Here is a 20,730-nt window from a genome sequence, read left to right as displayed (position 1 = left end):
CGGCCAGGTGCAATTTAGCGATTGTTGCCTCCCAGAGCGCCGGTCAAACCACCGAGCACACCGCCCAGACCGCCAGTTGTGGTGCCGCCGGTGGTGCCTGTACTGGCACCGCCATTGACCAGCCCACCGACGGCGCCGACGGTAGCACCTACGTTGTTGACCAGACCGCCGACGGCTGTAGTGACCGGGTTGTTGGTGGCAGCGATCGTGTTGCCGATGTTGCTGACTGCGCCGCCGACCTGGGTGGTGAGACCGGCCACAGGTGCGGAGATACCGGTGGTGGCGCCGACATTTTGGGTCAGGCTGGTGACAGCGCTGGTAACCGGGTTCAGACCAGCCCCCACAGTGGCGCCGACGGTGGCCAGTGGTGAGGTCGGAGCGGTGATCGGTGTGCCCGATCCGCCAAGTGCAGTGTTGAGCGAAGCGATGGTATTACCCAAGCCACCCGCGGTGACACCACCTGCACTGACCACGCCATTGGTGCTGCCGGCATTCAAGCCTGCGCCGACGTTGACCACTGCGCCGCCAACGGTTTGCAGCAGGCCCGTGCCAGCCAGAGCGCCGCCGACACCACCGACACCTCCGCCACCGACACTGCCGCTACTGATCGCGCCACCGACAGCCACGACAGCGCCGCCGACACCACTGACAGCACCGCCTACGGCACCACCGGCACCACCTAAACCACCGACAGCACCACCGATACCTGCGACAGCGCCGCCGACACCACTGACAGCCCCGCCCACAGCGCCGCCGATACCACCGACACCGCCGATACCACCGGTACCCGAGCCGGTGCCGTTGGACACCAGGCCACCGGCCTTGCCAACGGCTGTGCCGGTATTGCTCAGCGCACCGCCGACGGTGTTGGTCAGAGCATTGCCGTGACCGGCGTCGGTGACCTTGCCACCCAAGCCGTTCACCGCGCCGCCGACTTGCGAAATCACACCTTTGAGCGGAGTGCCCAGGCCGGTGGCGCTACCGATTTTGTCAGTAGTACTTTCAACCATGGCGATCACCGGCACCAGTTTGCCGCCAACGGTGTTGGTCAGTTGGCTGGTTGGGCCGGTACTGAGTGATGTGTTCAGCGTGTCGCCGAGCATGGTGACTTTCTCGCCGACGCCATCGAGCAACGGAGCCACTTTGGTGACCACGCCGCCGACCACCGGGACGCGATTGGTTGCGGTCGACAGTTTGCCGCTGAGATCGGACACGCCGTCGCCGACATCCTGTACCACGCCGCCGACCGAAGAGACGGTGGTGGTGAGGCCTTTTGGATCAGTCGCCAGTTTACCGATGCCGTTGGTTACGCCGTCGCCCAGTGTGGAGACAACGTTGCCAGCGGTGTTGGCCGCGCTCTGTACCACGCCACCGACTACAGGCACGCCGCTCAGGGAGTCGCCCACTTGGCCAACACCATCGCCGACGCCGCTGACTGTTTTACCGACATCCTGCACGAGGGTGGTGGTCACCAGCGCTGGGGGGGGATTAGTCGGGTTGGTTGGATCTGTCGGGTTCGTTGGATTGGTTGGATTGGTTGGATCTGTCGGGTTTGTAGGGTTTGTCGGATTGGTAGGATTAGTACCGCCGGTGCCACCCGTTCCTCCAGTTCCACCCGTGCCGGCGGTATCACCTGTTCCGCCAGTGCCGGCGGTATCACCTGTTCCGCCAGTGCCGCCAGTGCCTCCGGTATTGCCAGTGCCGCCAGTGCCACCCGTACCGGCGGTGTCACCGGTTCCGCCAGTGCCACCCGTTCCGGCGGTATCACCGGTTCCGCCTGTTCCACCAGTTCCGCCCGTCCCATCGGTACCGGCGGTGCTGTCCTGCGAAGAGGCGCCGGGATTGCTCTTGTGACCGCCACCGCCGCTGCTGCAACCGGTGAGGCCGAGGGAAAGCATCAATGCCAGAGCAATTGCCGATTTGCACCACACGTTTTGAGTTTTCATGATCGAGTTACCTGCACCTGTCACAACGTTCGTCGTCTTCGATGGCCCGCCGATCTGTTGTCGGTGATGCCTCGTCCGTTGTGCCAATCTCAGTCCGGGGGCAGGGTTCGCACCATTCTCAAGTTGGTATTAACGCCTTTATATATAAGGTGCTGCGCAGCGCCTAAGGACTAATACCCACGATATAGACGCAAAAAAAAAAGCCTTGAATATCAAGGCTGGGTGTTTGCCGGAGAAGGGGGCAGAGCGCGCAAAAACTTAAGTGATATATACACAATTAACAGGCTTGCCCCCGACGCTATCGAAAGGGTTTTCAGGCAATCTGCTGCCAGCCACCCACCATGTGCTCAAGTTCCCCCGCGCCCACCAGGCGCAATTCGCCGCTGGACCCTGCCGCGCTCGCGAGCAACGTCACCTCACTCGGCAATCGCACCGGTTTGCGAAAGTGCACGGTGACTTCGAAATTGGCCTTGGGCAAATGATCCGCCAATGCCGCGATTGTGCGTGCCTTGTTCCACAAACCATGGGCAATGGCCGTGGGGAAACCGAACAGCTTGGCGCTGGCCGCACTCAAGTGAATCGGGTTGTAGTCACCGGAGACCTTGGCGTATCGGCGGCCGATGTCTGCCGGTGCTTTCCAGTGCGTCACTTCAGTCAGCGCTTGCGACGTTTCCCACTGCTGCTCGACGGCCTCACCGTCGAGTTTCACACCGCGACAGAGCATCTGGCTTTCGGCTTCCCACAGCAGCCCGAGCTGATCGTTCAGTGTGGTCACCAGATCGAACGTCGCCCCCTTGGGATGCGGTTGCAGGTTGTGCACGCGCACGCTGACTTGCGCCCGACTGATCCCGCCCATCGGCCGCAGCACGCGAATGCGGTTGCGCAAATGAATCAACCCCAGCAGCGGAAACGGAAAGTCCTTGGCCGTGAGCAATTGCATCTGCAAGGCAAACGCGAGGATGTGGGGATAAGTCGGCGGCAGCAGACCATCGTCGACAAAACCGCAGACCTTGCGATAGTCCGCCAACCGTTTGCCGTCGACATCGACCCAACAGCGCAAACCACTGTCGGGCAATTGCGTGCCGGTGATTTTGCGTCGTGTTGCGGCCCTTGCGTACAGCCCGGGCAGACTTGGTTCGCGGTCCAGCGTGTGCCATTCGATGCTCATGCCTATGCCCCCAGAACGCTTTGCCCACAGACGCGCAGCGCCTGCCCGGTGAACGCGCCGGTGCCCGGTTGTGCCAGCCACGCCACGGCTTCGGCGACGTCCTGCGGCAGGCCGCCCTGGCCCAGCGAACTCATACGGCGGCCGGCTTCGCGCAAACCGAAGGGGATGTGCGCGGTCATCTGGGTTTCGATAAACCCCGGGGCCACGGCGTTGATGCTGATGCCGCGCTCCTGCAACGTCGGTGCCCAGGCCTGCGCGAGGCCGATCAGACCGGCCTTGCTCGCGGCATAGTTGGTTTGCCCGCGATTACCGGCGATGCCGCTGATCGAGGCCAGCAGGACCACCCGCGCATCGTCATGCAAGGTGCCGCTGTCGAGCAGGGCCTTGGTCAGTATTTGCGGGGCGTTGAGGTTGACCGCCAGCACCGCGTCCCAGAATTCCGGGGTCATGTTGGCCAGGGTCTTGTCGCGGGTGATTCCGGCGTTGTGCACCAGAATGTCGAGGCCGTCCGGCAACTGTTCGATCAATTGCGCGGCGGCGTCTTCGGCGCAGATATCGAGAGTAATACTGCGACCGCCCAGGCGTGCGGCGAGGGCTTCCAGATCGGACTTGGCCGGTGGCACGTCGAGCAGGATGACGTCAGCGCCATCGCGCGCGAGGGTCTCGGCAATCGATGCGCCGATACCGCGTGCCGCGCCAGTGACCAATGCCTTGCGTCCGGCGAGTGGCCGCGTCCAGTCGGTCACCGGGGTCGCACACGCGGTCAGGCGAATTACTTGTCCGGAGACAAAAGCGCTTTTGGGCGAAAGGAAAAATCGCAGTGGCCCTTCCAGTTGATCCTCGGCGCCTTCGCCGACATAGATCAGTTGCAGCGTGCCGCCGCTACGCAATTCCTTGGCCAGCGAACGGGAAAAACCTTCCAGCGCACGTTGGGCGCTGGCCGCGAACGGATCGCGCAGGCTTTCCGGCGCACGGCCAAGAATCACCAGATGGGCGCTGTGCTCAAGGTTTTTCATCAGAGGCTGGAAGAACTCGCGCAGCTGTTTGAGCTGGTCGGTGTGCTGCAAGTCACTCGCATCGAACACCACGGCTTTGAGTTTTGGGCCAAGGCCCGGAATCCACTCAGTGGCCGTCGCCGGTTGCTCGCCGTAACGGTAAATCCCTTCGGTCAAACGGTTGGCGAAAGCACTGATGCGCTCGGTCAGCGGGCCACCACCGATCAGCAGCGCACCTTCCACCGGCCGCAGGCGCCCGGCCTGCCAGCGCTCCAGTCGCACCGGCGACGGCAGGCCCAAAGCCCCGACCAGGCGATGGCCGATGGACGAGTTGGCGAAGTCGATATAGCGGTCAGACATGGAACGCTCTCCAAAAGTTGGGGTTCAAAGTGTGGACTACCCACGGCAATCAATCGTTCGATCCACGCAATAAGGCCTACGCTAGAACAGCAGAGTAGACCAATGCCCTTGTGGGAGCTGGCTTGCCAGCGATGGCGGACTGTCTGCCAATGAATTTGTTGGATGTGCCCGCCCCATCGCTGGCAAGCCAGCTCCCACAGGGGGCTATGTGAATCTGGAATCCAAACAGGAGCTTTTCATGAGTCAGCTGCGCCGCGTCGCGATCATCGGCGGTAACCGTATTCCCTTCGCCCGTTCCAATGGCCCTTATGCCGCGGCCAGCAATCAGGCGATGCTCACCGCAGCCCTCGAAGGCCTGATCGAACGCTACAACCTGCACGGCCAGCGCATTGGCGAAGTGGTGGCGGGCGCGGTGCTTAAATTGTCACGGGATATGAACCTGGCCCGCGAATGCGTGCTCGGCTCACGCCTGTCACCGACCACCCCGGCCTATGACATCCAGCAAGCCTGCGGCACCGGGCTGGAAGCGGCGTTGCTGGTGGCCAATAAAATCGCCCTCGGCCAGATCGATTGCGGCATTGCCGGCGGCGTCGACACCACCTCAGACGCGCCGATCGGCGTCAGTGAAGGCCTGCGCAAAATCCTCCTGCAGGCCAATCGCGCCAAGACCACCGGTGAAAAGCTCAAGACTTTTCTGCAACTGCGCCCGCAACACCTGATCCCGGATTTTCCGCGCAACGGCGAAGTACGCACTGGCCTGTCGATGGGCCAACACTGCGAGTTGATGGCGCAGACCTGGAATATTGCGCGCGAAGATCAGGATCAATTAGCCCTCGAAAGTCATCACAAACTGGCCGCGTCTTATGGCGAAGGCTGGCACAACGATCTGATGACGCCGTTCCTCGGCCTGACCCGTGACAACAATCTGCGCCCGGACCTGACCCTGGAAAAACTCGCCGCGCTGAAACCGGCGTTCGAAAAAAGCGCCAAAGGCACGCTGACGGCGGGTAATTCCACACCACTGACGGACGGTGCGTCGGTGGTGCTGCTTGGCAGTGAGGAATGGGCGAAGGAGCGTGGCTTGCCGATTCTGGCCTACCTGCGCGATGGCGAAACGGCGGCGGTGGACTTCGTCAACGGCGTCGAAGGCCTGCTGATGGCGCCGGTGTACGCGGTCCCCCGGTTGCTGGCGCGCAACGGCCTGACCTTGCAGGATTTCGACTATTACGAAATTCATGAGGCGTTCGCCGCGCAGGTTTTGTGTACGCTCAAGGCCTGGGAGGATCCCGAATACTGCAAAACCCGTCTGGGGCTTGAGGCGCCGCTGGGTTCCATCGACCGCAGTCGCCTCAATGTAAAAGGCAGTTCACTGGCGGCGGGGCATCCGTTTGCCGCGACCGGCGGGAGGATTGTCGCCAATCTGGCGAAGTTGCTGGATGCGGCGGGGCAGGGAAGAGGGTTGATTTCGATCTGCGCGGCGGGGGGGCAAGGGGTTACCGCGATTATTGAGCGCTAGAAGAGTCCCTCTCCCTCGGGAGAGGGCTGGGGTGAGGGGCAAGGGCCAGAACACCCGATGTCAGATTCTGTCGCAAATGCCCTCATCACTGTTTACCAACATTTACCACCGGCTCAGCTATGATTCGCTGCGGTCGATTTTTTCGGCACAGTGTGTGCATTCATAAGGTTCACAGGTCGGCAACCCCTCCCCGAAGCGCGAGGATTGCCGTATAACGAGTGACATTCGCGTGTTTGGTAATAAAGGACCCACAATAAAAGCTGATGAAGACTCCAAAACGCATTGAACCCCTGATCGAGGACGGTCTGGTCGACGAAGTGCTGCGCCCACTGATGAGTGGTAAAGAAGCAGCTGTTTATGTGGTGCGCTGCGGCAATCAGTTACGTTGCGCAAAGGTCTACAAGGAGGCGAACAAACGCAGTTTCCGCCAGGCGTCCGAATATCAGGAAGGTCGCAAGGTACGCAACAGCCGACAGGCACGGGCAATGGCCAAGGGCTCGAAGTTCGGCAAGAAAGAAACCGAAGACGCCTGGCAGAACGCTGAGGTCGCCGCGCTGTTCCGGCTGGCCGGCGCGGGCGTTCGGGTTCCGCAACCGTACGATTTCCTTGAAGGCGTGCTGTTGATGGAACTGGTGGCCGACGAGTACGGCGATGCCGCGCCGCGTCTGAACGACGTGGTGCTGGAGCCGGATCAGGCGCGCGAATATCACGCGTTCCTGATTTCGCAGATCGTGCTGATGTTGTGTACCGGTCTGGTGCACGGTGACCTCTCGGAGTTCAACGTGTTGCTGACACCAACCGGCCCGGTGATCATCGATCTGCCGCAGGCAGTCGATGCGGCGGGCAACAACCACGCGTTCAGCATGCTCGAGCGTGACGTTGGCAACATGGCTTCGTACTTCGGTCGCTTTGCTCCGGAGTTGAAGAAGACCAAGTACGCCAAGGAAATGTGGGCGCTATACGAAGCCGGCACCTTGCACCCGGCCAGCGTGCTGACCGGTGAGTTCGACGATCCGGAAGAGCAGGCGGATGTTGGCGGCATTCTGCGCGAGATCGAAGCGGCGCGACTCGATGAAGAGCGCAAGCAAGCGATTCGTGCGGCGGACGACGAGCCGAAGGGCAAGTCGGACGAACCCCCGCCTCCCCCGTGGATGCAGTGATTGCTTGAACAGAAACCCGGCTTCGGCCGGGTTTTTTGTGCCCGATACATTCCCATAAGCAACCACAAACATATTTGATGCTGCTGACCTTGTAGGAGCTGCCGAAGGCTGCGATCTTTTGATCTTGTTTTTCAAAGGCAAGATCAAAAGATCGTCCGATCGCGGCCCGAGCCTTCGGCAGCTCCTACAAGGATCGTATGTGAACGCCAACACCCGCTTCATCATCACGGCCCGGCTGATCTCCGATTTCGGCGCCTTCCTCAACATGGTCGCGTTGGCCACCTACGTCTATCTGCTCAGCAACAGCGCCATGAGTGTGGGGATTTTCCTTGCCAGCCGCGTGGGGGGCGGGATTTTTGCCAGTCTGATCGGCACGCGTTTTTATAGACGCTGGAGCGGCCGTCTGCCGCTGATCGCGTTTGATCTGTTGCGCGCCGGCGTGCTCGGATTGTTGCTGATCGTGCCGGTCAGTCAGCAAGCGCTGTTGTTGCCGGTGATCGCTTTCGCGCTGGGCTTGGGCAATTCGATGTTTGCCATCGGTCTCAACAGTCAGTTACCACGGCTGATCGAGCCGTCGCAGTTGCTCAAGACCAACGCCTGGATCACCTCGGCTTCTTCCGCAGCCATGGTCGGTGGCAGCCTGGTTTCAGGGTTGCTGGTAGCGGGGTTTGGGTTCGAAACGGTATTTGCCTTGAACGCGCTGACCTATTTGCTCGCGGCGTTGTTGATTGTGCCGCTGCGTTTCGAGCCTGTGACTATCAACCAAGCGCCCGAGCGTGGCGAGTGGTCGGCCCTCAAGCAAGGTTTGCGCAGTGCGCCGGTAGTTGCTGCGATGCTCGCGGTGACGATGGCCGACACCTTGGGCAGCGCCGCGCACAACGTCGGATTCCCGATCATTTCCAAACTGCTGTCACCGGATTCAGCGAGCACAACCCTGGGCCTGATGCTGGCGGTGTGGGCCAGTGGCAAACTGCTCGGCGCGCGGATCGCCAGCCGATTGAAAGGCTCGGACAACATTCATCTCGAGCGGCGGTTTTTCTTCGGGGTGGCGTTGATGTCCTGCGGTTTTATCCTGATGTTCCAGCAGCACAGCCTGTATGGACTGCTGTTGTTTTCGTTGCCGGCGGGGCTGGGTGACGGCTTCTCCGAAGTCGGTCTGATGTCGCGCCTGCAACGCGAGCCCGAGCATTTGCGCCTGCCGATTTTCAGCTTTTTGACGTTACTGCAGATGACCGGCTTCGGCGTCGGCATGCTGATCGCCGCACCGTTTTACTCATGGTGGACGCCGGGTGCCGTGGTCATGTTGTTCCACGGCATTCCACTCGGCACTTTGCTGACGGTGAAGGGGCTGGCGCTCAGGCGCGGGCGGGTTGCGCGCAGCAGCCCGACGCCAGTTCCTTGAGGATCGGGCAGTCGGGGCGATGATCGCCCTGACAATGCTCGACCAGGTCCTGCAACGTGTCGCGCAACTGGCCGAGTTCGCGGATCTTCTGGTTCAGTTCATCGATGTGCTGCCGCGCTAGCGCCTTCACATCGGCGCTGGCCCGTTGGCGATCCTGCCAGAGGGTCAGCAGCTTGCCGACCTCTTCCAGTGAAAAACCGAGGTCGCGCGAACGCTTGATGAAGGCCAGTGTGTGCAAGTCATCAGCGCCGTAGACCCGGTAGCCGCTGTCGGTGCGATGGGCCGCTTTGAGCAGGCCGATCGATTCGTAGTAGCGGATCATTTTTGCGCTCAGGCCACTTTGCCGGGCCGCTTGGCCGATGTTCATCGATGCTCCTCCAGATCCTTGGGTTTCCAGGTTTTCAACAGTAGCGCATTGCTCACTACGCTGACGCTCGACAGTGCCATCGCCGCGCCGGCCAGCACCGGGTTGAGAAAGCCGAACGCCGCCAACGGAATGCCGATCAGGTTGTAGACGAAGGCCCAGAACAGGTTCTGGCGAATCTTCGCGTAAGTCTTGCGGCTGATTTCCAGCGCCGCCGGCACCAGTCGTGGATCACCGCGCATCAGCGTTATGCCCGCCGCGTGCATGGCGACGTCGGTGCCGCCGCCCATGGCAATGCCGATGTCGGCTGCCGCGAGCGCCGGGGCGTCGTTGATGCCATCGCCGACCATGGCCACGACGCCGGTTTTTTTCAGTTCGGTGACGGTGGCGGCTTTGTCGGCTGGCAGGACTTCGGCGTGGACGTTGTTGATGCCCAGAGCCTCAGCCACCACGCGCGCGCTGCCACGGTTATCCCCGGTCAGCAAATGGCTTTGGATATTTCGAGCGGCAAGCTGTTGCACCGCCTCCAGTGCACCGGGTTTGAGGGTGTCACCGAAGGCGAACAAACCGAGAACGCGGGGCTCGGGGCTTTGTTCGATCAGCCACGAAAGCGTACGGCCCTCGGCTTCCCAAGCCTTCGCCGATTCAGCCAGGTCACCTGCGCTCAGGCCACTTTCTTCGAGCATTCGCCGATTGCCCAATGCCAGGCGCCGACCGTCGAGATTGCCAGCGATGCCGCGACCGGTCAGCGACTGGCTGTCGCTGACGTCCGGTACATCCAGCTCACGTTCGGCGGCCGCATCCAGCACCGCTTTGGCCAGCGGGTGTTCGCTGCCGCGTTGCAGGGCGCCGGCGAGTTGCAGCAGATTATTTTCATGACCGTCGATTGCACTGAAATGCGCGATGCGCGGCGTGCCGGAGGTCAGCGTGCCGGTCTTGTCGAACACCACGCTGCTGACTTCATGGGCGCGCTCCAGGGCTTCGGCGTCCTTGATCAGGATGCCGTGGCGCGCGGCCACGCCGGTGCCGGCCATGATCGCGGTGGGTGTGGCGAGGCCGAGGGCGCAGGGGCAGGCGATGACCAGTACCGCGACGGCGTTGATCAACGCGGTTTCCAGCGGCGCGCCGTACAGCCACCAGCCGATCAGTGTCGCCAGCGCCAACACCAGCACGGTCGGAACGAACACCTGGCTGACTTTATCCACCAGTTTCTGGATCGGTGCTTTCGCCGCTTGGGCGTCTTCGACCAGGCGAATGATGCGCGCCAGCACGCTTTCCGCGCCGAGGGCCGTGGTGCGCACCAGCAGCCGGCCTTCACCGTTGATGGCGCCGCCGGTAACTTTGTCGCCGGGCTGTTTCGGCACCGGCAAGCTCTCGCCGCTGATCAACGCTTCGTCAGCGTGGCTTTGGCCTTCCAGCACTTCGCCGTCGACCGGGAAGCGCTCGCCGGGTTTGACCAACACCCGATCATTGAGGCGCAGAGCGCTGATGGCGACATCCTGCTCGCGGCCGTCAATCACTTGAATCGCCCGCTCCGGACGCAAAGCTTCGAGGGCGCGGATGGCGCTGGCGGTCTGGCGTTTGGCGCGGCTTTCCAGGTATTTGCCGAGCAGCACCAGCGCGATGACCACCGCCGACGCTTCGAAATACAGGTGCGGCATGCGCCCGGCGGCGGTGGCCCATTCGTAGAGACTCAAGCCATAACCGGCGCTGGTGCCGAGGGCGACCAGCAAATCCATGTTGCCGGCTCCGGCGCGCACGGCTTTCCAAGCCGCCACGTAAAACCGCGCGCCGAAGATGAATTGCACTGGGGTGGCGAGGGCAAACTGCGCCCAGGCCGGGAGCATCCAGTGGATGCCGAACGGTTGCAGCAACATCGGCAACACCAGCGGCAAGGCCAGGGTGATGGCACAGATCAGTGCCCAGCGCTCACGTTGCAGACGCTGTTGCTGATTATCGTTTTGAGGGTGTTCGGCTTGCCAGACGCTGGAGGCGTAACCGGCCTTGCTCACCGCGTCGAGCAGGATCTGTGGATCGATTTGACCGAGCAATTCGAGGTGGGCGCGTTCGTTGGCCAGATTGACGCTGACGCTTTTCACCCCGGGGACTTTGTTCAGGGCGCGCTCGACTCGACCGACGCAGGACGCGCAGGTCATGCCGTCGATGCTCAATTCGAGGGTCTGTTGCGGCACGCTGTAACCGGCGCGTTCAACCGCGTCCATCAACGCCGGCAGACTGTCCCCGGGCGCCTTGACGCGGGCCTGTTCGGTAGCGAGGTTGACGCTGACGGCACTGGCACCGCTGACTTTACTCAAGGCCCGCTCGACACGCCCGGCGCAACTGGCGCAGGTCATGCCGGCAATCGGCAGATCGAAAGTGATGGATTCGGACATCGTTCACGCTCCCTGTAGAAGTTGCCTACAGGATCAACCTTGCCATGCGGGCAAGGTCAAGCGCCAATCTTGAGAATGCCGCAAGACGATAAATGTGGGAGCGAGCTTGCTCGCGAAGACGTCGTGTCAGTCAATATCGTGTTGCAGTCGTTGCTCCTGTGTATTTTCGGAAGGCGGGGGCCGCTGCGCGACCCATCGGGGATAATCCCCTCACCACAAAGGTTGTTCATACATTTTTGGATTTGACTAATAGCCGAGGTCGGCGCGCTTGAGGTACATGCCTTCCCGCGTCATCGCGATCCGGTACTTCTGGATATCACCGGCCTGCAATTTGATTTCCTGCGAGCCCGGTGCGAGCAAACCAGGATTGCAACCTGGCGCTTGCCCCGGCAGCAACTTCAGACGCAACGATACGGTGCCTGGCGGCAGGTTGAACGAGGTGCTTTGTTCCTGGAACAGCCGCGCCGACAGTTGATCCTGGATATACACGCCAATCTCGCACGAGGTCGCTACTTCAAGTCGCTCGCGGGAAATGATCAGCACCCCATAGTCCTCACCTGCGGCGTGCACCGAAGGGATGGCGGCAAAGAGGCCGAGAAAGCCAAACAGGCTGAAAGCTGACCAGCGCATGGCTGAATCTCCTGAATTCATGTCATTGATGGATGCAGCTTGGCCGAGCGCGGCGCCGATTGCCAGCCCGGCAGTTTATTCAAGAACTTGACCTTGCCATCGTGGCAAGCTCGACACTGCCGGCAAACTCACTCAAAGGAGTCATTCCATGCAAGTGTTCAATGTTCAAGGCATGTCCTGCGGTCACTGCGTCAAAGCCGTCACACAAGCCGTGCAGGCCAAGGATCCGGCGGCCAATGTGCGCGTTGATCTGGCAGCAAAAGAGGTCGGCGTCGAAAGTACATTGAGTGCCGAACAGGTCATCGAGATCATCAGCGAAGAAGGGTACGCGGTGAAACTTGCCTGATTGTTCTTGACTGAAAAAAGCAAAAAGATCGCAGCCTTCGGCAACTCCTACAGGGGATTTGCGTTGCTCTTGTAGGAGCTGCCGAAGGCTGCGATCTTTTGATCTTGATATCCCGTTTTCTGATTGTTAGCCAGCTATCGGAATGTTCAAGGCGTCCATGCCCGGCTAGACTGTCGGGCTGCCGAATTGCCAACCTGGATGCCTGATGAACTTTCGTACCATTCTGATTCTCGGAGCCTTGACCGCTTTCGGTCCGTTGGCGATCGACTTCTATTTACCTGCATTTCCGTCGATGGCGCTCGCGTTCGGCACCGACGAGAAGCACGTGCAGATGACGTTGGCAGCGTATTTTCTCGGTCTGTCCATCGGCCAACTGGCGTACGGCCCGGTAGCCGATCGCTTCGGTCGACGGGTTCCGTTGCTCATTGGTCTGGCGCTGTTCACTCTGGCATCACTGGCATGTGCTTATGCCCCGAACCTGGAATGGCTGATCGGCGCACGTTTCGTCCAGGCGTTGGGCGGTTGTGCAGGGATGGTGATCGCCCGGGCGGTGGTCAGCGATAAATGCGATGCCGTGGGCTCGGCGAAAGTCTTCTCGCAGTTGATGCTGGTGATGGGCCTGGCGCCGATTCTGGCGCCGATGCTCGGCGGGCTGTTGGTCAACACAACCGGCTGGCAGTCGATCTTTTTGGTGCTGACCGGGTTCAGCGCGTTGGCAGGTCTGGCCGTGGCGCTCGGTCTGCCGGAAAGTATGCCCGCAGACATGCCGCGCCAGCCGCTGTCCGGTGCACTGCGTCAGTATGGACGGCTGCTGAAGGATCGGATTTACCTCGGCCACGCCCTGACCGGCGGAATCGCGATCGCCGGAATGTTCGCTTACATTGCCGGCTCACCGTTCATCTTCATCAAACTGTATGGCGTTCCGGCCGAGCATTTCGGCTGGCTGTTCGGTACGAACGCGGCAGGGTTCATTCTGGTAGCGCAGGTCAATGCGCGGTTGTTGGCCAAGCGTGGCCCGGCGTTTCTGCTGTCGCGTGCGGTCTGGGTTTACCTGGCTGCCGGGCTGACATTGCTGGCCGTCAGCGCCTTGCACACTGAAGCACTTTGGCCGTTGTTGATTCCATTGTTCATCTGCGTGTCCAGCCTCGGCTGCATCAGCCCTAACGCTGCCGCCTGCGCGATGAACGGGCAGGGCGCGCGCGCCGGCAGCGCGTCGGCGTTGCTCGGTTGCATGCAATTCAGTGTCGCGGCCGGGGCCTCGGCGCTGGTGGGGGTATTGCACGATGGCACAGCCGTGCCGATGGCCATCGTCATCAGCGTGTGCGGTTTTCTGGTGGTGATCGTCGCGATTCTTACCCGACGTCTGCAAAATGCCCGAGCCCTGGCTCAGGCCCAGGCCGAGGCTTGAACCTCAGCCTGCCGCGCGTTGCTGGCCGTGATCGGGAATCTTGTGTGGCGCGCAGAGTCGCGCTTCGAGGGTGCGAGTGAAGGCCAGCGCTTCGGCTTCACTGCGGAATGTCACGGCGTGCTGGTCGAGTCGAACCTGCCATTGAGACTTTGCCACTTCTTTTATCAGGATCTTCATTGCTGACCTCCCTTGCGTAAAAGATGTATCGCAGAGGTTTCGATTGTAGACCTGAATACGATCGCAATTGTGACAACGGTCAAGCATCTGACTGACGGCAAAAGAAGATCGCAGCCCTTGCAGGAGCTACCTCAGACTGCGATCTTCTGATCCTTAGAAACCTTCTAAAACAATTTTCCCCTTGGCTTTGCCGCTTTCCAGCAACTCATGCGCGCGACGCAGATTCGCCGCATTGATCGTGCCGAAGTGCTCGCCGACGGTCGTCTTCAACGTGCCTGCATCAATCAACTCGGCCACGCGGTTGAGCAGCTTGTGCTGTTCGATCATGTCTGGCGTCTCGAACAGCGAACGGGTGTACATGAACTCCCAGTGCAGCGACAGGCTCTTGCGCTTGAGCTTGGTCACGTCCAGCGACTTCGGGTCGTCGATCAGCGCCAGTTTGCCTTGCGGCGCCAGGGCCTCGACCAGTTGATCCAGGTGCTGATCGGTCTGAGTCAGGCTGGCGACGTGGGTCACGTTATTGATGCCGGCGCGTTTGAGTTCTTCGCTCAGCGGCTGGCTGTGGTCGATGACCAGATCCGCCCCCAGTTCGCTGACCCAGTCGCGGGTCTGTGGACGGGAGGCGGTGCCGATCACTTTGAGGCCGGTCAGTTGCTTGGCCAATTGGGTGAGGATCGAACCGACGCCACCCGCCGCACCGACGATCAGCAGGCTCTGGCCATTATCGATATGGCCTTCGCTGACTTGCAGGCGTTCAAAGAGCAACTCCCATGCGGTTATCGCGGTCAGCGGCAGGGCCGCGGCTTCGGCGAAACCGAGGGACTTGGGCATATGGCCGACGATACGCTCATCGACCACATGCAGTTCGCTGTTGCCGCCCGCGCGGGCGATGGAGCCAGCGTAGAAAACCTTGTCGCCAGCCTTGAACAGCGTCACCTCGCTGCCAACTGCCTTGACCACGCCGGCCACGTCCCAGCCCAGCACTTTCGCGGCCCCGTCTTCAGGCGCCACATTCTGCCGCACCTTGGTGTCGACCGGGTTGACCGAAATGGCTTTGACCTCCACCAGCAAGTCGCGCGGGCCGGCTACTGGCTCAGGCAGATCGATGTCTTGCAGTGATTTGGCGTCGCTGATGGGCAGTGAGGCGTAGTAGGCAATGGCTTTCATGGAGGGCTCCGCACAGGTAGTAGAAGATAGGGCTGATGATTAGCTATTTCTCTGCGAGATAAAACCGGCTAAAAGAGCAGTCTCTTTCAATATTTTTTTGATAATCGAGGCTGGAATGCTGCGTTTCGATGACTTGCAATTGTTTGTCCGGGCAGCGGATCTGGGTAGCCTGTCGGCGGCGGCGCGGGTGATGGATATGTCCGCCGCGGTGGCCAGCGCGGCGCTGAAACGTATCGAACAGCAACTCGGTGCGCGTCTGCTCGCCCGTTCGACGCGCAGCTTGCGCCTGACGGCCGAGGGTGAAGGCTTTCTCGAATACGCTCGGGCGGCGTTGAGCAATCTCGAGGAGGGGCGGCGTTTGCTGGCCAGCGGGCAGGATCAGGTCAGCGGAGTCTTGCAGCTGTCGGCGCCTTCCGACTTTGGCCGCAACCTGCTGCTGCCGTGGCTCGACGAGTTCCAGCGCGAGCACCCGAAACTGACCGTGCGCTTGCTGCTCGGCGACCGCATTGCCGACCTGTTTCGCCAACCGGTGGACATCGCCCTGCGTTATGGCGAGCCGGAAGATTCCAGCCTGATCGCCTTGCCCATCGCGCCGCACAATCGTCGCGTGCTTTGCGCATCCCCGGCGTACCTGGCGCGGCACGGCGAACCGCGGCAACTCGAACAACTGGCCCAGCACAATTGCCTGTTGTTCATGCTCGGCAGTCGGGTCCATGACCACTGGAGCTTCACTGACGGCAAGCGCGAAGTCAGCCTTACTGTCACGGGTGACCGCTTCAGCGACGACGCCGACGTGGTACGTCTGTGGGCCGTGGCGGGTGCCGGCATTGCCTACAAATCCTGGCTGGACGTGGGCGCCGATGTTCTCGCCGGGCGCCTCAAAGTGCTATTGCCGGAGCTGCTGTGTGAGCGCGCTCCGCTGAACTTGTTGTGCGCCCATCGCGCACAATTGAGTAAGCCTGTGAACCTTTTAAGGGAGATGCTCGCCAGCCGTTGCGCTGATTTGAGTAGTCAATTTCCCGCTTTCTCGAAAGTTGATCATTAGTCGCAGGTAAATAGAGAAATTTCTGTCAGGAACAATCACCACCCATGCAGTCCACAGCGCGGGACGGCGCGTGCATCCCGCTTATACTAGCGCCCGCCTCATGCCAGTACCGAAACCGGCCCCGAACGCCATCAATGCTGAGCTGCCCTTGTTTAATTCCGGGGACTGCTGCGGTTGCGGGTTCGGCGCCGGAACATGTTGTGTCAATGGCCTGCCTTGCCCCGGCTCAGGGCGTTTTTCGCGTCTTGGCCGCCGACTCATTACTGGTCAAGATGTCTCCGAGCAGTAGACGATACGATTCCACAGGGAGTGAATACATGGAACATGCACCTTGCATCAGCCAGATCGCCACGTTGCTGGCCGACCCCAAGCGCAGCGCGATGATGTGGGCGTTGATGGATGGCTCGGCCCGGCAGACCGAGGAGCTTGCGCTACTGGCAGGGCTGTCGCCGTCGTCGGCCAGCGCGCATCTGGCACGGCTGGCCGCTGGCGGACTGCTGAAGGTTGAAGTCCGTGGGCGTAAACGGTTTTTCCGCCTCTCGGCACCGGAGGTAGGGGCTGCGATCGAAGCGTTGGCCAGCGCCACCATCGCCAGTGCCCCGCGAGAAGTCGCCGAGGTGTTCAAACGTAAGACACCGATGGCCAAGGTTGCGGCGGCGCCGTCTTCACTGTTGCGCGCTCGTTTCTGTGATGACCACCTGGGCGGCACACTGGCCGCCGATCTGTATCAGCGCCTGCTCGACGCCGGCTGGATCGAACAGCTTGAGCAACGCGTGGTGGTGACCCATAAAGGCGCGAACAAGTTGGCCGGCCGTGGCGTGTTCATCCAGGCGCTGGCCCATCGCAACGTGCAGGTGGCCTGTGCCTGCCCGGACTGGAGCGAGCGTCGTCCGCACATGGGCGGTTCACTCGGCGCGGCGTTGCTGCAGTTGTTCATGCAGTCCGGTTGGCTGACCTTGCCCCATGACTCGAGGGCGTTGCAACTGACCGCTATTGGCCAGCGAGAACTGCATCGATTTGCCAAGGAAACAGAGCTGGAACTGGCGTAGCAGAGCGTGTGAAATCTTTGCCTGAGCCCGAATCCATGAGCTAACACTGTACCTGTGGGAGCGGGCTTGCCCGCGATAGCGGTCCGTCAGTCAACAATGATGTTGGAATTGATGGCCTCATCGCGGGCAAGCCCGCTCCCACAGGTTTTTGTATTGCTCTTAAGGTTTTACCAGACGTGCATCGAGGCTGTTCTGCGCCAGGCGTTTGGCCTGATCCTGGGTCATGCCCAAATGTTCGTACAGCGCATGGAAGTTCTCGGTGACGTAACCACCGAAATACGCCGGGTCATCGGAGTTCACAGTCACCTTCACGCCACGCTCAAGCATGTCGAGGATGTTGTGCTGCGACATGTGATCGAACACGCAAAGCTTGGTGTTCGACAGCGGGCACACGGTCAGCGGGATCTGCTCGTCGATGATCCGCTGCATCAGGCGCTCGTCTTCGATGGCGCGTACGCCGTGGTCGATGCGCTGGATTTTCAGCAGGTCGATGGCTTCCCAGATGTATTCCGGCGGGCCTTCTTCACCGGCGTGGGCGACGGTCAGGAAACCTTCGTGACGGGCACGATCGAACACGCGCTGGAACTTGCTTGGCGGATGGCCCATTTCGGAGCTGTCCAGGCCTACGGCAACAAACGCGTCACGGAACGGCAGCGCCTGATCGAGGGTTTTCTCGGCTTCTTCTTCGCTCAAGTGGCGCAGGAAGCTGAGGATCAAACCGCTGGTGATGCCCAGTTGCTGCTCGCCATCCTTCAACGCGGCGGCGATGCCGTTGAGCACCACTTCGAACGGGATGCCACGGTCGGTGTGGGTCTGCGGGTCGAAGAACGGTTCGGTGTGAATCACGTTCTGCGCCTTGCAGCGCAGCAGGTAGGCCCAGGTCAGGTCGTAGAAATCCTGCGAGGTGCGCAGCACATCGGCGCCTTGGTAATACAGGTCGAGGAATTCCTGCAGATTGTTGAAGGCGTAAGCCTTGCGCAGGGTTTCGACGTCGTTCCACGGCAGGGCGATCTTGTTGCGTTCGGCCAAAGCGAACAGCAACTCAGGCTCCAGCGAGCCTTCCAGATGCAGGTGCAGTTCGGCCTTGGGCAGGGCGTTGAGCCAGTCGTACATATTCTTTTCTCATCAGGTGCAATGACGGCATTCTACAGATGCTTGCTGAAATAATTGGCAAAACCTGACCAAGCGATCCGTCACACCGCTTCCTGTTCCCGTCGATAAGCGTAGGTATCGGCGAAGCGCGACAGCAGGAATTCAGCACAAGTGGTCGTCGGATATTTCGCCGGGTGTTCTGCGCTCTGGCAACCGGGCAGGCACTCGATACGGGTGTCCGGGTGAGGCTCGGCAAAGAACGGCATCGAGTAGCGATCCACCCCGAGCGGGCTGATCACCCGGTGCGGTGTCGAGCGATATCGGTCATTGCTCCAGCGCGCCATCATGTCGCCGAGATTGACCACAAACGTCCCGTCAATCGGTGGAGCGTCGATCCACTCGCCTTTGACGTTCTTCACTTGCAAGCCGCCGGCGCTGTCCTGATAGAGCAGGGTGATGCAGCCGTAATCGGTGTGCGCACCGGCGCCTTGCTGCTCGGCGGAACTGGCGGTGTGACGCGGCGGGTAGTGGATCATGCGCAGCACACTCACGGGCTCAAGAAAGCGCTTGTCGAAGAAGTCGCGTTCGATGTCCAGGGCAAGGGTCATGGCGCGAAGCAGCGTTTGCGCGAGGGCCTGCATGTCCAGGTAGTGTTGTTCCATCAGCGCCTCCCAACCGGGAATTACCGGATGGCGGTTGGGCCCGCGCAAGGGTTTTTCCGCCAGCACTTCGGGATGGTCCGCCGACAGGTGCAGGCCCATGTCAAAGGTTTCTTTGAGGTCGCTGGGTTTGTTCGGGTCGAGCTGTTCGGTGGCGATGGCGCCGTAGCCGCGATGGTGGCGGGTCTGGGTGATGTCGATCTTGAGCTTCTCTGCCGCCGGCAGATCGAAAAAACGCTGCGCATGATCGAGCAGCGCGTCGATGCGCTGGGCTGTGATCGGATGACCTTTGATGTAGAAGAAACCCCACTCGCGGCAAGCGTGGTCGATTTGCTCAGCAACGGCGGGCCAGGCGTTTTGGTTGTCGGTGTAGAGCGGGGCGATGTCGATGATCGGAAGACTGTTCATGCACAATCCTTGAATACGCTGAAGATCAATTGTAGGAGTGAGCCTGCTCGCGATGGCGGTGCGTCATTCGACACATTTGTATCTGACACACCGCTATCGCGAGCAGGCTCACTCCTACAGGGGGGGGCGCTGAGAATTACTTCGGCATCTCAGCCTTCATGCCTTCCACGTAATAGTTCATCGACGCCAGTTCCGCCGTGGTCGCACTCACACCCGCGGGGATTTTCTCGACCCCGGCCTGATCCTTGATCGGCCCGGTAAACGGCTGCAACGCACCGCTCTTGATATCGGCAATGATCTGCTCGGCCTCGGCTTTGACCGGTGCTGGCACCAGGTCGCTGATCGGCAGTTCAACCGTGCCTTCCTTCAGCCCGCCCCAGTAATCCTGAGACTTCCAGCTGTGATCGATCACGCTTTGAGTCGCCTGAATGTAATGCGGCGCCCAGTCGTTGACGATCGAGGTCAGCACCGCTTTCGGCCCGAAGTGGGCCATGTCGGAGGCGTAACCCACCGCGTAGACACCGCGGCGTTCGGCAGCCTGAATCGGAGCCGGGCTGTCGGTGTGCTGGAATACCACGTCGACACCCTGATCGATCAGCGCGTTGGCGGCATCGGCTTCCTTGCCCGGATCGAACCACGAGTTGACCCACACCACTTTGATCTCGGTGCCGGGGTTGTACTTGTTCAGGGCCAGTTGAATGGCGTTGATGTCGCGGATCACTTCCGGGATCGGGAAGGAGGCGACGTAGCCGATCTTTTTGGTCTTGGTCATCTTCGCCGCGAGGAAGCCGCCGACGTAACGGCCCTCGTAGGTGCGCGCCAGATAGGTGCCGAGGTTCTTGTCCTGCTTGTAGCCGGTGGCGTGCTCGAAGGTCACCTTGGGAAATTGTTTGGCGACTTTCAGCGTCGGGTTCATGTAGCCGAAGGACGTGGTGAAGATCAGGTCGTACTTGTCCTTCGCCATGTTGCGGATCACCCGCTCGGCATCGGCACCTTCGGCGACGTTCTCCACGTAGTTGGTGGTGATCTGCGCGCCGAACTTCTCCGCCAGCGCCTTGCGCCCCTGTTCATGCTGATACGTCCAGCCGTGGTCACCGATCGGGCCGATGTAGACGAAACCGACCTTCAGCGGATCGGCAGCGCTGGCGCTCAGACTTATCCCCAGACCAATGGCGGCGCACAGCAGTTTGTGCAGCGGACGTATTTGCATGAATTGGAGCTCCATTTTGTTGTGTGTGGTCAGGGGCAATGCAAATTGCTGACCAACAGGACAACAAACCCGTCCGGAATCGCATGAAGGCTATCGCGAGCAGGCTCACTCCTACAGGTAATAGCGTTCCCCTGTAGGAGTGAGCCTGCTCGCGATGGGGCCGGTGAGGCCAATAAAAGTGCATCGGTTGAAACGGCTGCTTTCGGCTGGTGCGCTAATGTGTAACGAAACGTTA

Annotated in this window: 18 protein-coding genes; 7 read left to right on the top strand and 11 right to left on the bottom strand. The window is 60.9% G+C overall.

Going from position 1 to position 20,730, the window contains the following annotated elements; all coding sequences use genetic code 11:
- Positions 1–14: 14 nt before the first annotated feature.
- The 3 genes from ICA15_RS17630 to ICA15_RS17620 all read right to left on the bottom strand — a co-directional run bounded on the left by ICA15_RS17630 (position 15) and on the right by ICA15_RS17620 (position 4,469).
- On the bottom strand, positions 15–1,946 hold the full coding sequence (locus ICA15_RS17630; RefSeq protein ID WP_210554191.1) for a collagen-like triple helix repeat-containing protein: 1,932 nt from the start codon (positions 1,944–1,946) through the stop codon (positions 15–17).
- 313 nt (positions 1,947–2,259) lie between these two features.
- Positions 2,260–3,114 (bottom strand): MaoC family dehydratase, encoded by an 855-nt coding sequence (locus ICA15_RS17625; RefSeq protein WP_210554190.1) that lies wholly within the window; start codon positions 3,112–3,114, stop codon positions 2,260–2,262.
- 2 nt (positions 3,115–3,116) lie between these two features.
- Complete coding sequence (locus ICA15_RS17620; RefSeq protein WP_150617922.1) at positions 3,117–4,469, bottom strand: 3-oxoacyl-ACP reductase; 1,353 nt, start codon at positions 4,467–4,469, stop codon at positions 3,117–3,119.
- A gap of 238 nt (positions 4,470–4,707) precedes the next feature.
- Here ICA15_RS17620 and ICA15_RS17615 point away from each other — a divergent pair, with 238 nt between their 5' ends.
- The 3 genes from ICA15_RS17615 to ICA15_RS17605 all read left to right on the top strand — a co-directional run bounded on the left by ICA15_RS17615 (position 4,708) and on the right by ICA15_RS17605 (position 8,547).
- Positions 4,708–5,985, top strand: a complete 1,278-nt coding sequence (locus ICA15_RS17615) for an acetyl-CoA C-acetyltransferase (protein WP_210554189.1) — start codon at positions 4,708–4,710, stop codon at positions 5,983–5,985.
- A gap of 263 nt (positions 5,986–6,248) precedes the next feature.
- The gene (locus ICA15_RS17610) at positions 6,249–7,145 is read left to right on the top strand and encodes a PA4780 family RIO1-like protein kinase (protein ID WP_042557508.1); all 897 of its coding nucleotides are present in this window, start codon (positions 6,249–6,251) and stop codon (positions 7,143–7,145) included.
- A 199-nt stretch (positions 7,146–7,344) separates the two neighbouring features.
- Positions 7,345–8,547 carry an MFS transporter gene (locus ICA15_RS17605; RefSeq protein ID WP_210554188.1) on the top strand — a complete coding sequence of 401 codons (1,203 nt, stop codon included), beginning with the start codon at positions 7,345–7,347 and terminating at the stop codon, positions 8,545–8,547.
- Here ICA15_RS17605 and cueR read toward each other — a convergent pair.
- The 3 genes from cueR to ICA15_RS17590 all read right to left on the bottom strand — a co-directional run bounded on the left by cueR (position 8,501) and on the right by ICA15_RS17590 (position 11,934).
- A complete protein-coding gene (gene cueR / locus ICA15_RS17600; RefSeq protein WP_150602525.1) occupies positions 8,501–8,914 on the bottom strand; it encodes a Cu(I)-responsive transcriptional regulator in 414 nt (137 codons plus the stop codon). The two genes, ICA15_RS17605 and cueR, sit on opposite strands and share 47 nt — an antisense overlap.
- Positions 8,911–11,304, bottom strand: a complete 2,394-nt coding sequence (locus ICA15_RS17595) for a heavy metal translocating P-type ATPase (protein ID WP_210554187.1) — start codon at positions 11,302–11,304, stop codon at positions 8,911–8,913. The genes cueR and ICA15_RS17595 overlap by 4 nt, the downstream gene beginning before the upstream one ends.
- A gap of 246 nt (positions 11,305–11,550) precedes the next feature.
- The gene (locus ICA15_RS17590) at positions 11,551–11,934 is read right to left on the bottom strand and encodes a hypothetical protein (RefSeq protein ID WP_150617918.1); all 384 of its coding nucleotides are present in this window, start codon (positions 11,932–11,934) and stop codon (positions 11,551–11,553) included.
- Positions 11,935–12,082: 148 nt separating this feature from the next.
- Between ICA15_RS17590 and ICA15_RS17585 the strand changes: the two genes are divergently transcribed.
- Both ICA15_RS17585 and ICA15_RS17580 read left to right on the top strand, forming a co-directional pair.
- Positions 12,083–12,280: a heavy-metal-associated domain-containing protein gene (locus ICA15_RS17585; RefSeq protein WP_210554186.1), complete on the top strand. Its 198-nt coding sequence runs from the start codon at positions 12,083–12,085 to the stop codon at positions 12,278–12,280.
- Positions 12,281–12,485: 205 nt separating this feature from the next.
- Complete coding sequence (locus ICA15_RS17580) at positions 12,486–13,688, top strand: multidrug effflux MFS transporter (RefSeq protein ID WP_210554185.1); 1,203 nt, start codon at positions 12,486–12,488, stop codon at positions 13,686–13,688.
- 3 nt (positions 13,689–13,691) lie between these two features.
- On the opposite strand, the gene ICA15_RS17575 is transcribed toward ICA15_RS17580, so the two are convergent.
- Together ICA15_RS17575 and ICA15_RS17570 are read right to left on the bottom strand one after the other, a co-directional pair.
- Positions 13,692–13,865, bottom strand: a complete 174-nt coding sequence (locus tag ICA15_RS17575; RefSeq protein WP_191626421.1) for a hypothetical protein — start codon at positions 13,863–13,865, stop codon at positions 13,692–13,694.
- Between the two features lie 153 nt (positions 13,866–14,018).
- Positions 14,019–15,032: a zinc-binding alcohol dehydrogenase family protein gene (locus ICA15_RS17570; RefSeq protein ID WP_150617916.1), complete on the bottom strand. Its 1,014-nt coding sequence runs from the start codon at positions 15,030–15,032 to the stop codon at positions 14,019–14,021.
- A gap of 115 nt (positions 15,033–15,147) precedes the next feature.
- Between ICA15_RS17570 and ICA15_RS17565 the strand changes: the two genes are divergently transcribed.
- Both ICA15_RS17565 and ICA15_RS17560 read left to right on the top strand, forming a co-directional pair.
- The gene (locus ICA15_RS17565) at positions 15,148–16,077 is read left to right on the top strand and encodes a LysR family transcriptional regulator (protein ID WP_150617915.1); all 930 of its coding nucleotides are present in this window, start codon (positions 15,148–15,150) and stop codon (positions 16,075–16,077) included.
- A 317-nt stretch (positions 16,078–16,394) separates the two neighbouring features.
- Entirely contained in the window at positions 16,395–17,126 is a 732-nt protein-coding gene (locus ICA15_RS17560; protein ID WP_150617914.1) for an ArsR/SmtB family transcription factor, read from the top strand.
- A gap of 159 nt (positions 17,127–17,285) precedes the next feature.
- Here ICA15_RS17560 and ICA15_RS17555 read toward each other — a convergent pair whose 3' ends face one another.
- From ICA15_RS17555 to ICA15_RS17545, 3 genes are all read right to left on the bottom strand, one after another.
- Positions 17,286–18,239, bottom strand: a complete 954-nt coding sequence (locus ICA15_RS17555; protein WP_042557518.1) for an adenosine deaminase — start codon at positions 18,237–18,239, stop codon at positions 17,286–17,288.
- Between the two features lie 80 nt (positions 18,240–18,319).
- Complete coding sequence (locus ICA15_RS17550) at positions 18,320–19,285, bottom strand: 2-oxoglutarate and iron-dependent oxygenase domain-containing protein (RefSeq protein ID WP_210554184.1); 966 nt, start codon at positions 19,283–19,285, stop codon at positions 18,320–18,322.
- 136 nt (positions 19,286–19,421) lie between these two features.
- Positions 19,422–20,495: a BMP family ABC transporter substrate-binding protein gene (locus ICA15_RS17545; protein ID WP_042557520.1), complete on the bottom strand. Its 1,074-nt coding sequence runs from the start codon at positions 20,493–20,495 to the stop codon at positions 19,422–19,424.
- Positions 20,496–20,730 lie beyond the last annotated feature (235 nt).

It is taken from the genome of Pseudomonas sp. P116, assembly GCF_020149425.1.
In the GTDB taxonomy this organism is placed as follows: domain Bacteria; phylum Pseudomonadota; class Gammaproteobacteria; order Pseudomonadales; family Pseudomonadaceae; genus Aquipseudomonas; species Aquipseudomonas anatoliensis.
The sequence above is the reverse complement of the archived record's forward strand: the minus strand, read 5'-3'. Positions and strand labels throughout refer to the sequence as shown.

Coding starts and splice junctions, on each gene's coding strand:
- ICA15_RS17550 (WP_210554184.1), bottom strand. CDS start 19,285: ATGAACAGTCTTCCGATCATCGACATCGCCCCGCTCTACACCGACAAC.
- ICA15_RS17615 (WP_210554189.1), top strand. CDS start 4,708: ATGAGTCAGCTGCGCCGCGTCGCGATCATCGGCGGTAACCGTATTCCC.
- ICA15_RS17625 (WP_210554190.1), bottom strand. CDS start 3,114: ATGAGCATCGAATGGCACACGCTGGACCGCGAACCAAGTCTGCCCGGG.
- ICA15_RS17630 (WP_210554191.1), bottom strand. CDS start 1,946: ATGAAAACTCAAAACGTGTGGTGCAAATCGGCAATTGCTCTGGCATTG.
- ICA15_RS17620 (WP_150617922.1), bottom strand. CDS start 4,469: ATGTCTGACCGCTATATCGACTTCGCCAACTCGTCCATCGGCCATCGC.
- cueR (WP_150602525.1), bottom strand. CDS start 8,914: ATGAACATCGGCCAAGCGGCCCGGCAAAGTGGCCTGAGCGCAAAAATG.
- ICA15_RS17560 (WP_150617914.1), top strand. CDS start 16,395: ATGGAACATGCACCTTGCATCAGCCAGATCGCCACGTTGCTGGCCGAC.
- ICA15_RS17585 (WP_210554186.1), top strand. CDS start 12,083: ATGCAAGTGTTCAATGTTCAAGGCATGTCCTGCGGTCACTGCGTCAAA.
- ICA15_RS17580 (WP_210554185.1), top strand. CDS start 12,486: ATGAACTTTCGTACCATTCTGATTCTCGGAGCCTTGACCGCTTTCGGT.
- ICA15_RS17565 (WP_150617915.1), top strand. CDS start 15,148: ATGCTGCGTTTCGATGACTTGCAATTGTTTGTCCGGGCAGCGGATCTG.
- ICA15_RS17575 (WP_191626421.1), bottom strand. CDS start 13,865: ATGAAGATCCTGATAAAAGAAGTGGCAAAGTCTCAATGGCAGGTTCGA.
- ICA15_RS17590 (WP_150617918.1), bottom strand. CDS start 11,934: ATGCGCTGGTCAGCTTTCAGCCTGTTTGGCTTTCTCGGCCTCTTTGCC.
- ICA15_RS17545 (WP_042557520.1), bottom strand. CDS start 20,495: ATGCAAATACGTCCGCTGCACAAACTGCTGTGCGCCGCCATTGGTCTG.
- ICA15_RS17610 (WP_042557508.1), top strand. CDS start 6,249: ATGAAGACTCCAAAACGCATTGAACCCCTGATCGAGGACGGTCTGGTC.
- ICA15_RS17555 (WP_042557518.1), bottom strand. CDS start 18,239: ATGTACGACTGGCTCAACGCCCTGCCCAAGGCCGAACTGCACCTGCAT.
- ICA15_RS17595 (WP_210554187.1), bottom strand. CDS start 11,304: ATGTCCGAATCCATCACTTTCGATCTGCCGATTGCCGGCATGACCTGC.
- ICA15_RS17570 (WP_150617916.1), bottom strand. CDS start 15,032: ATGAAAGCCATTGCCTACTACGCCTCACTGCCCATCAGCGACGCCAAA.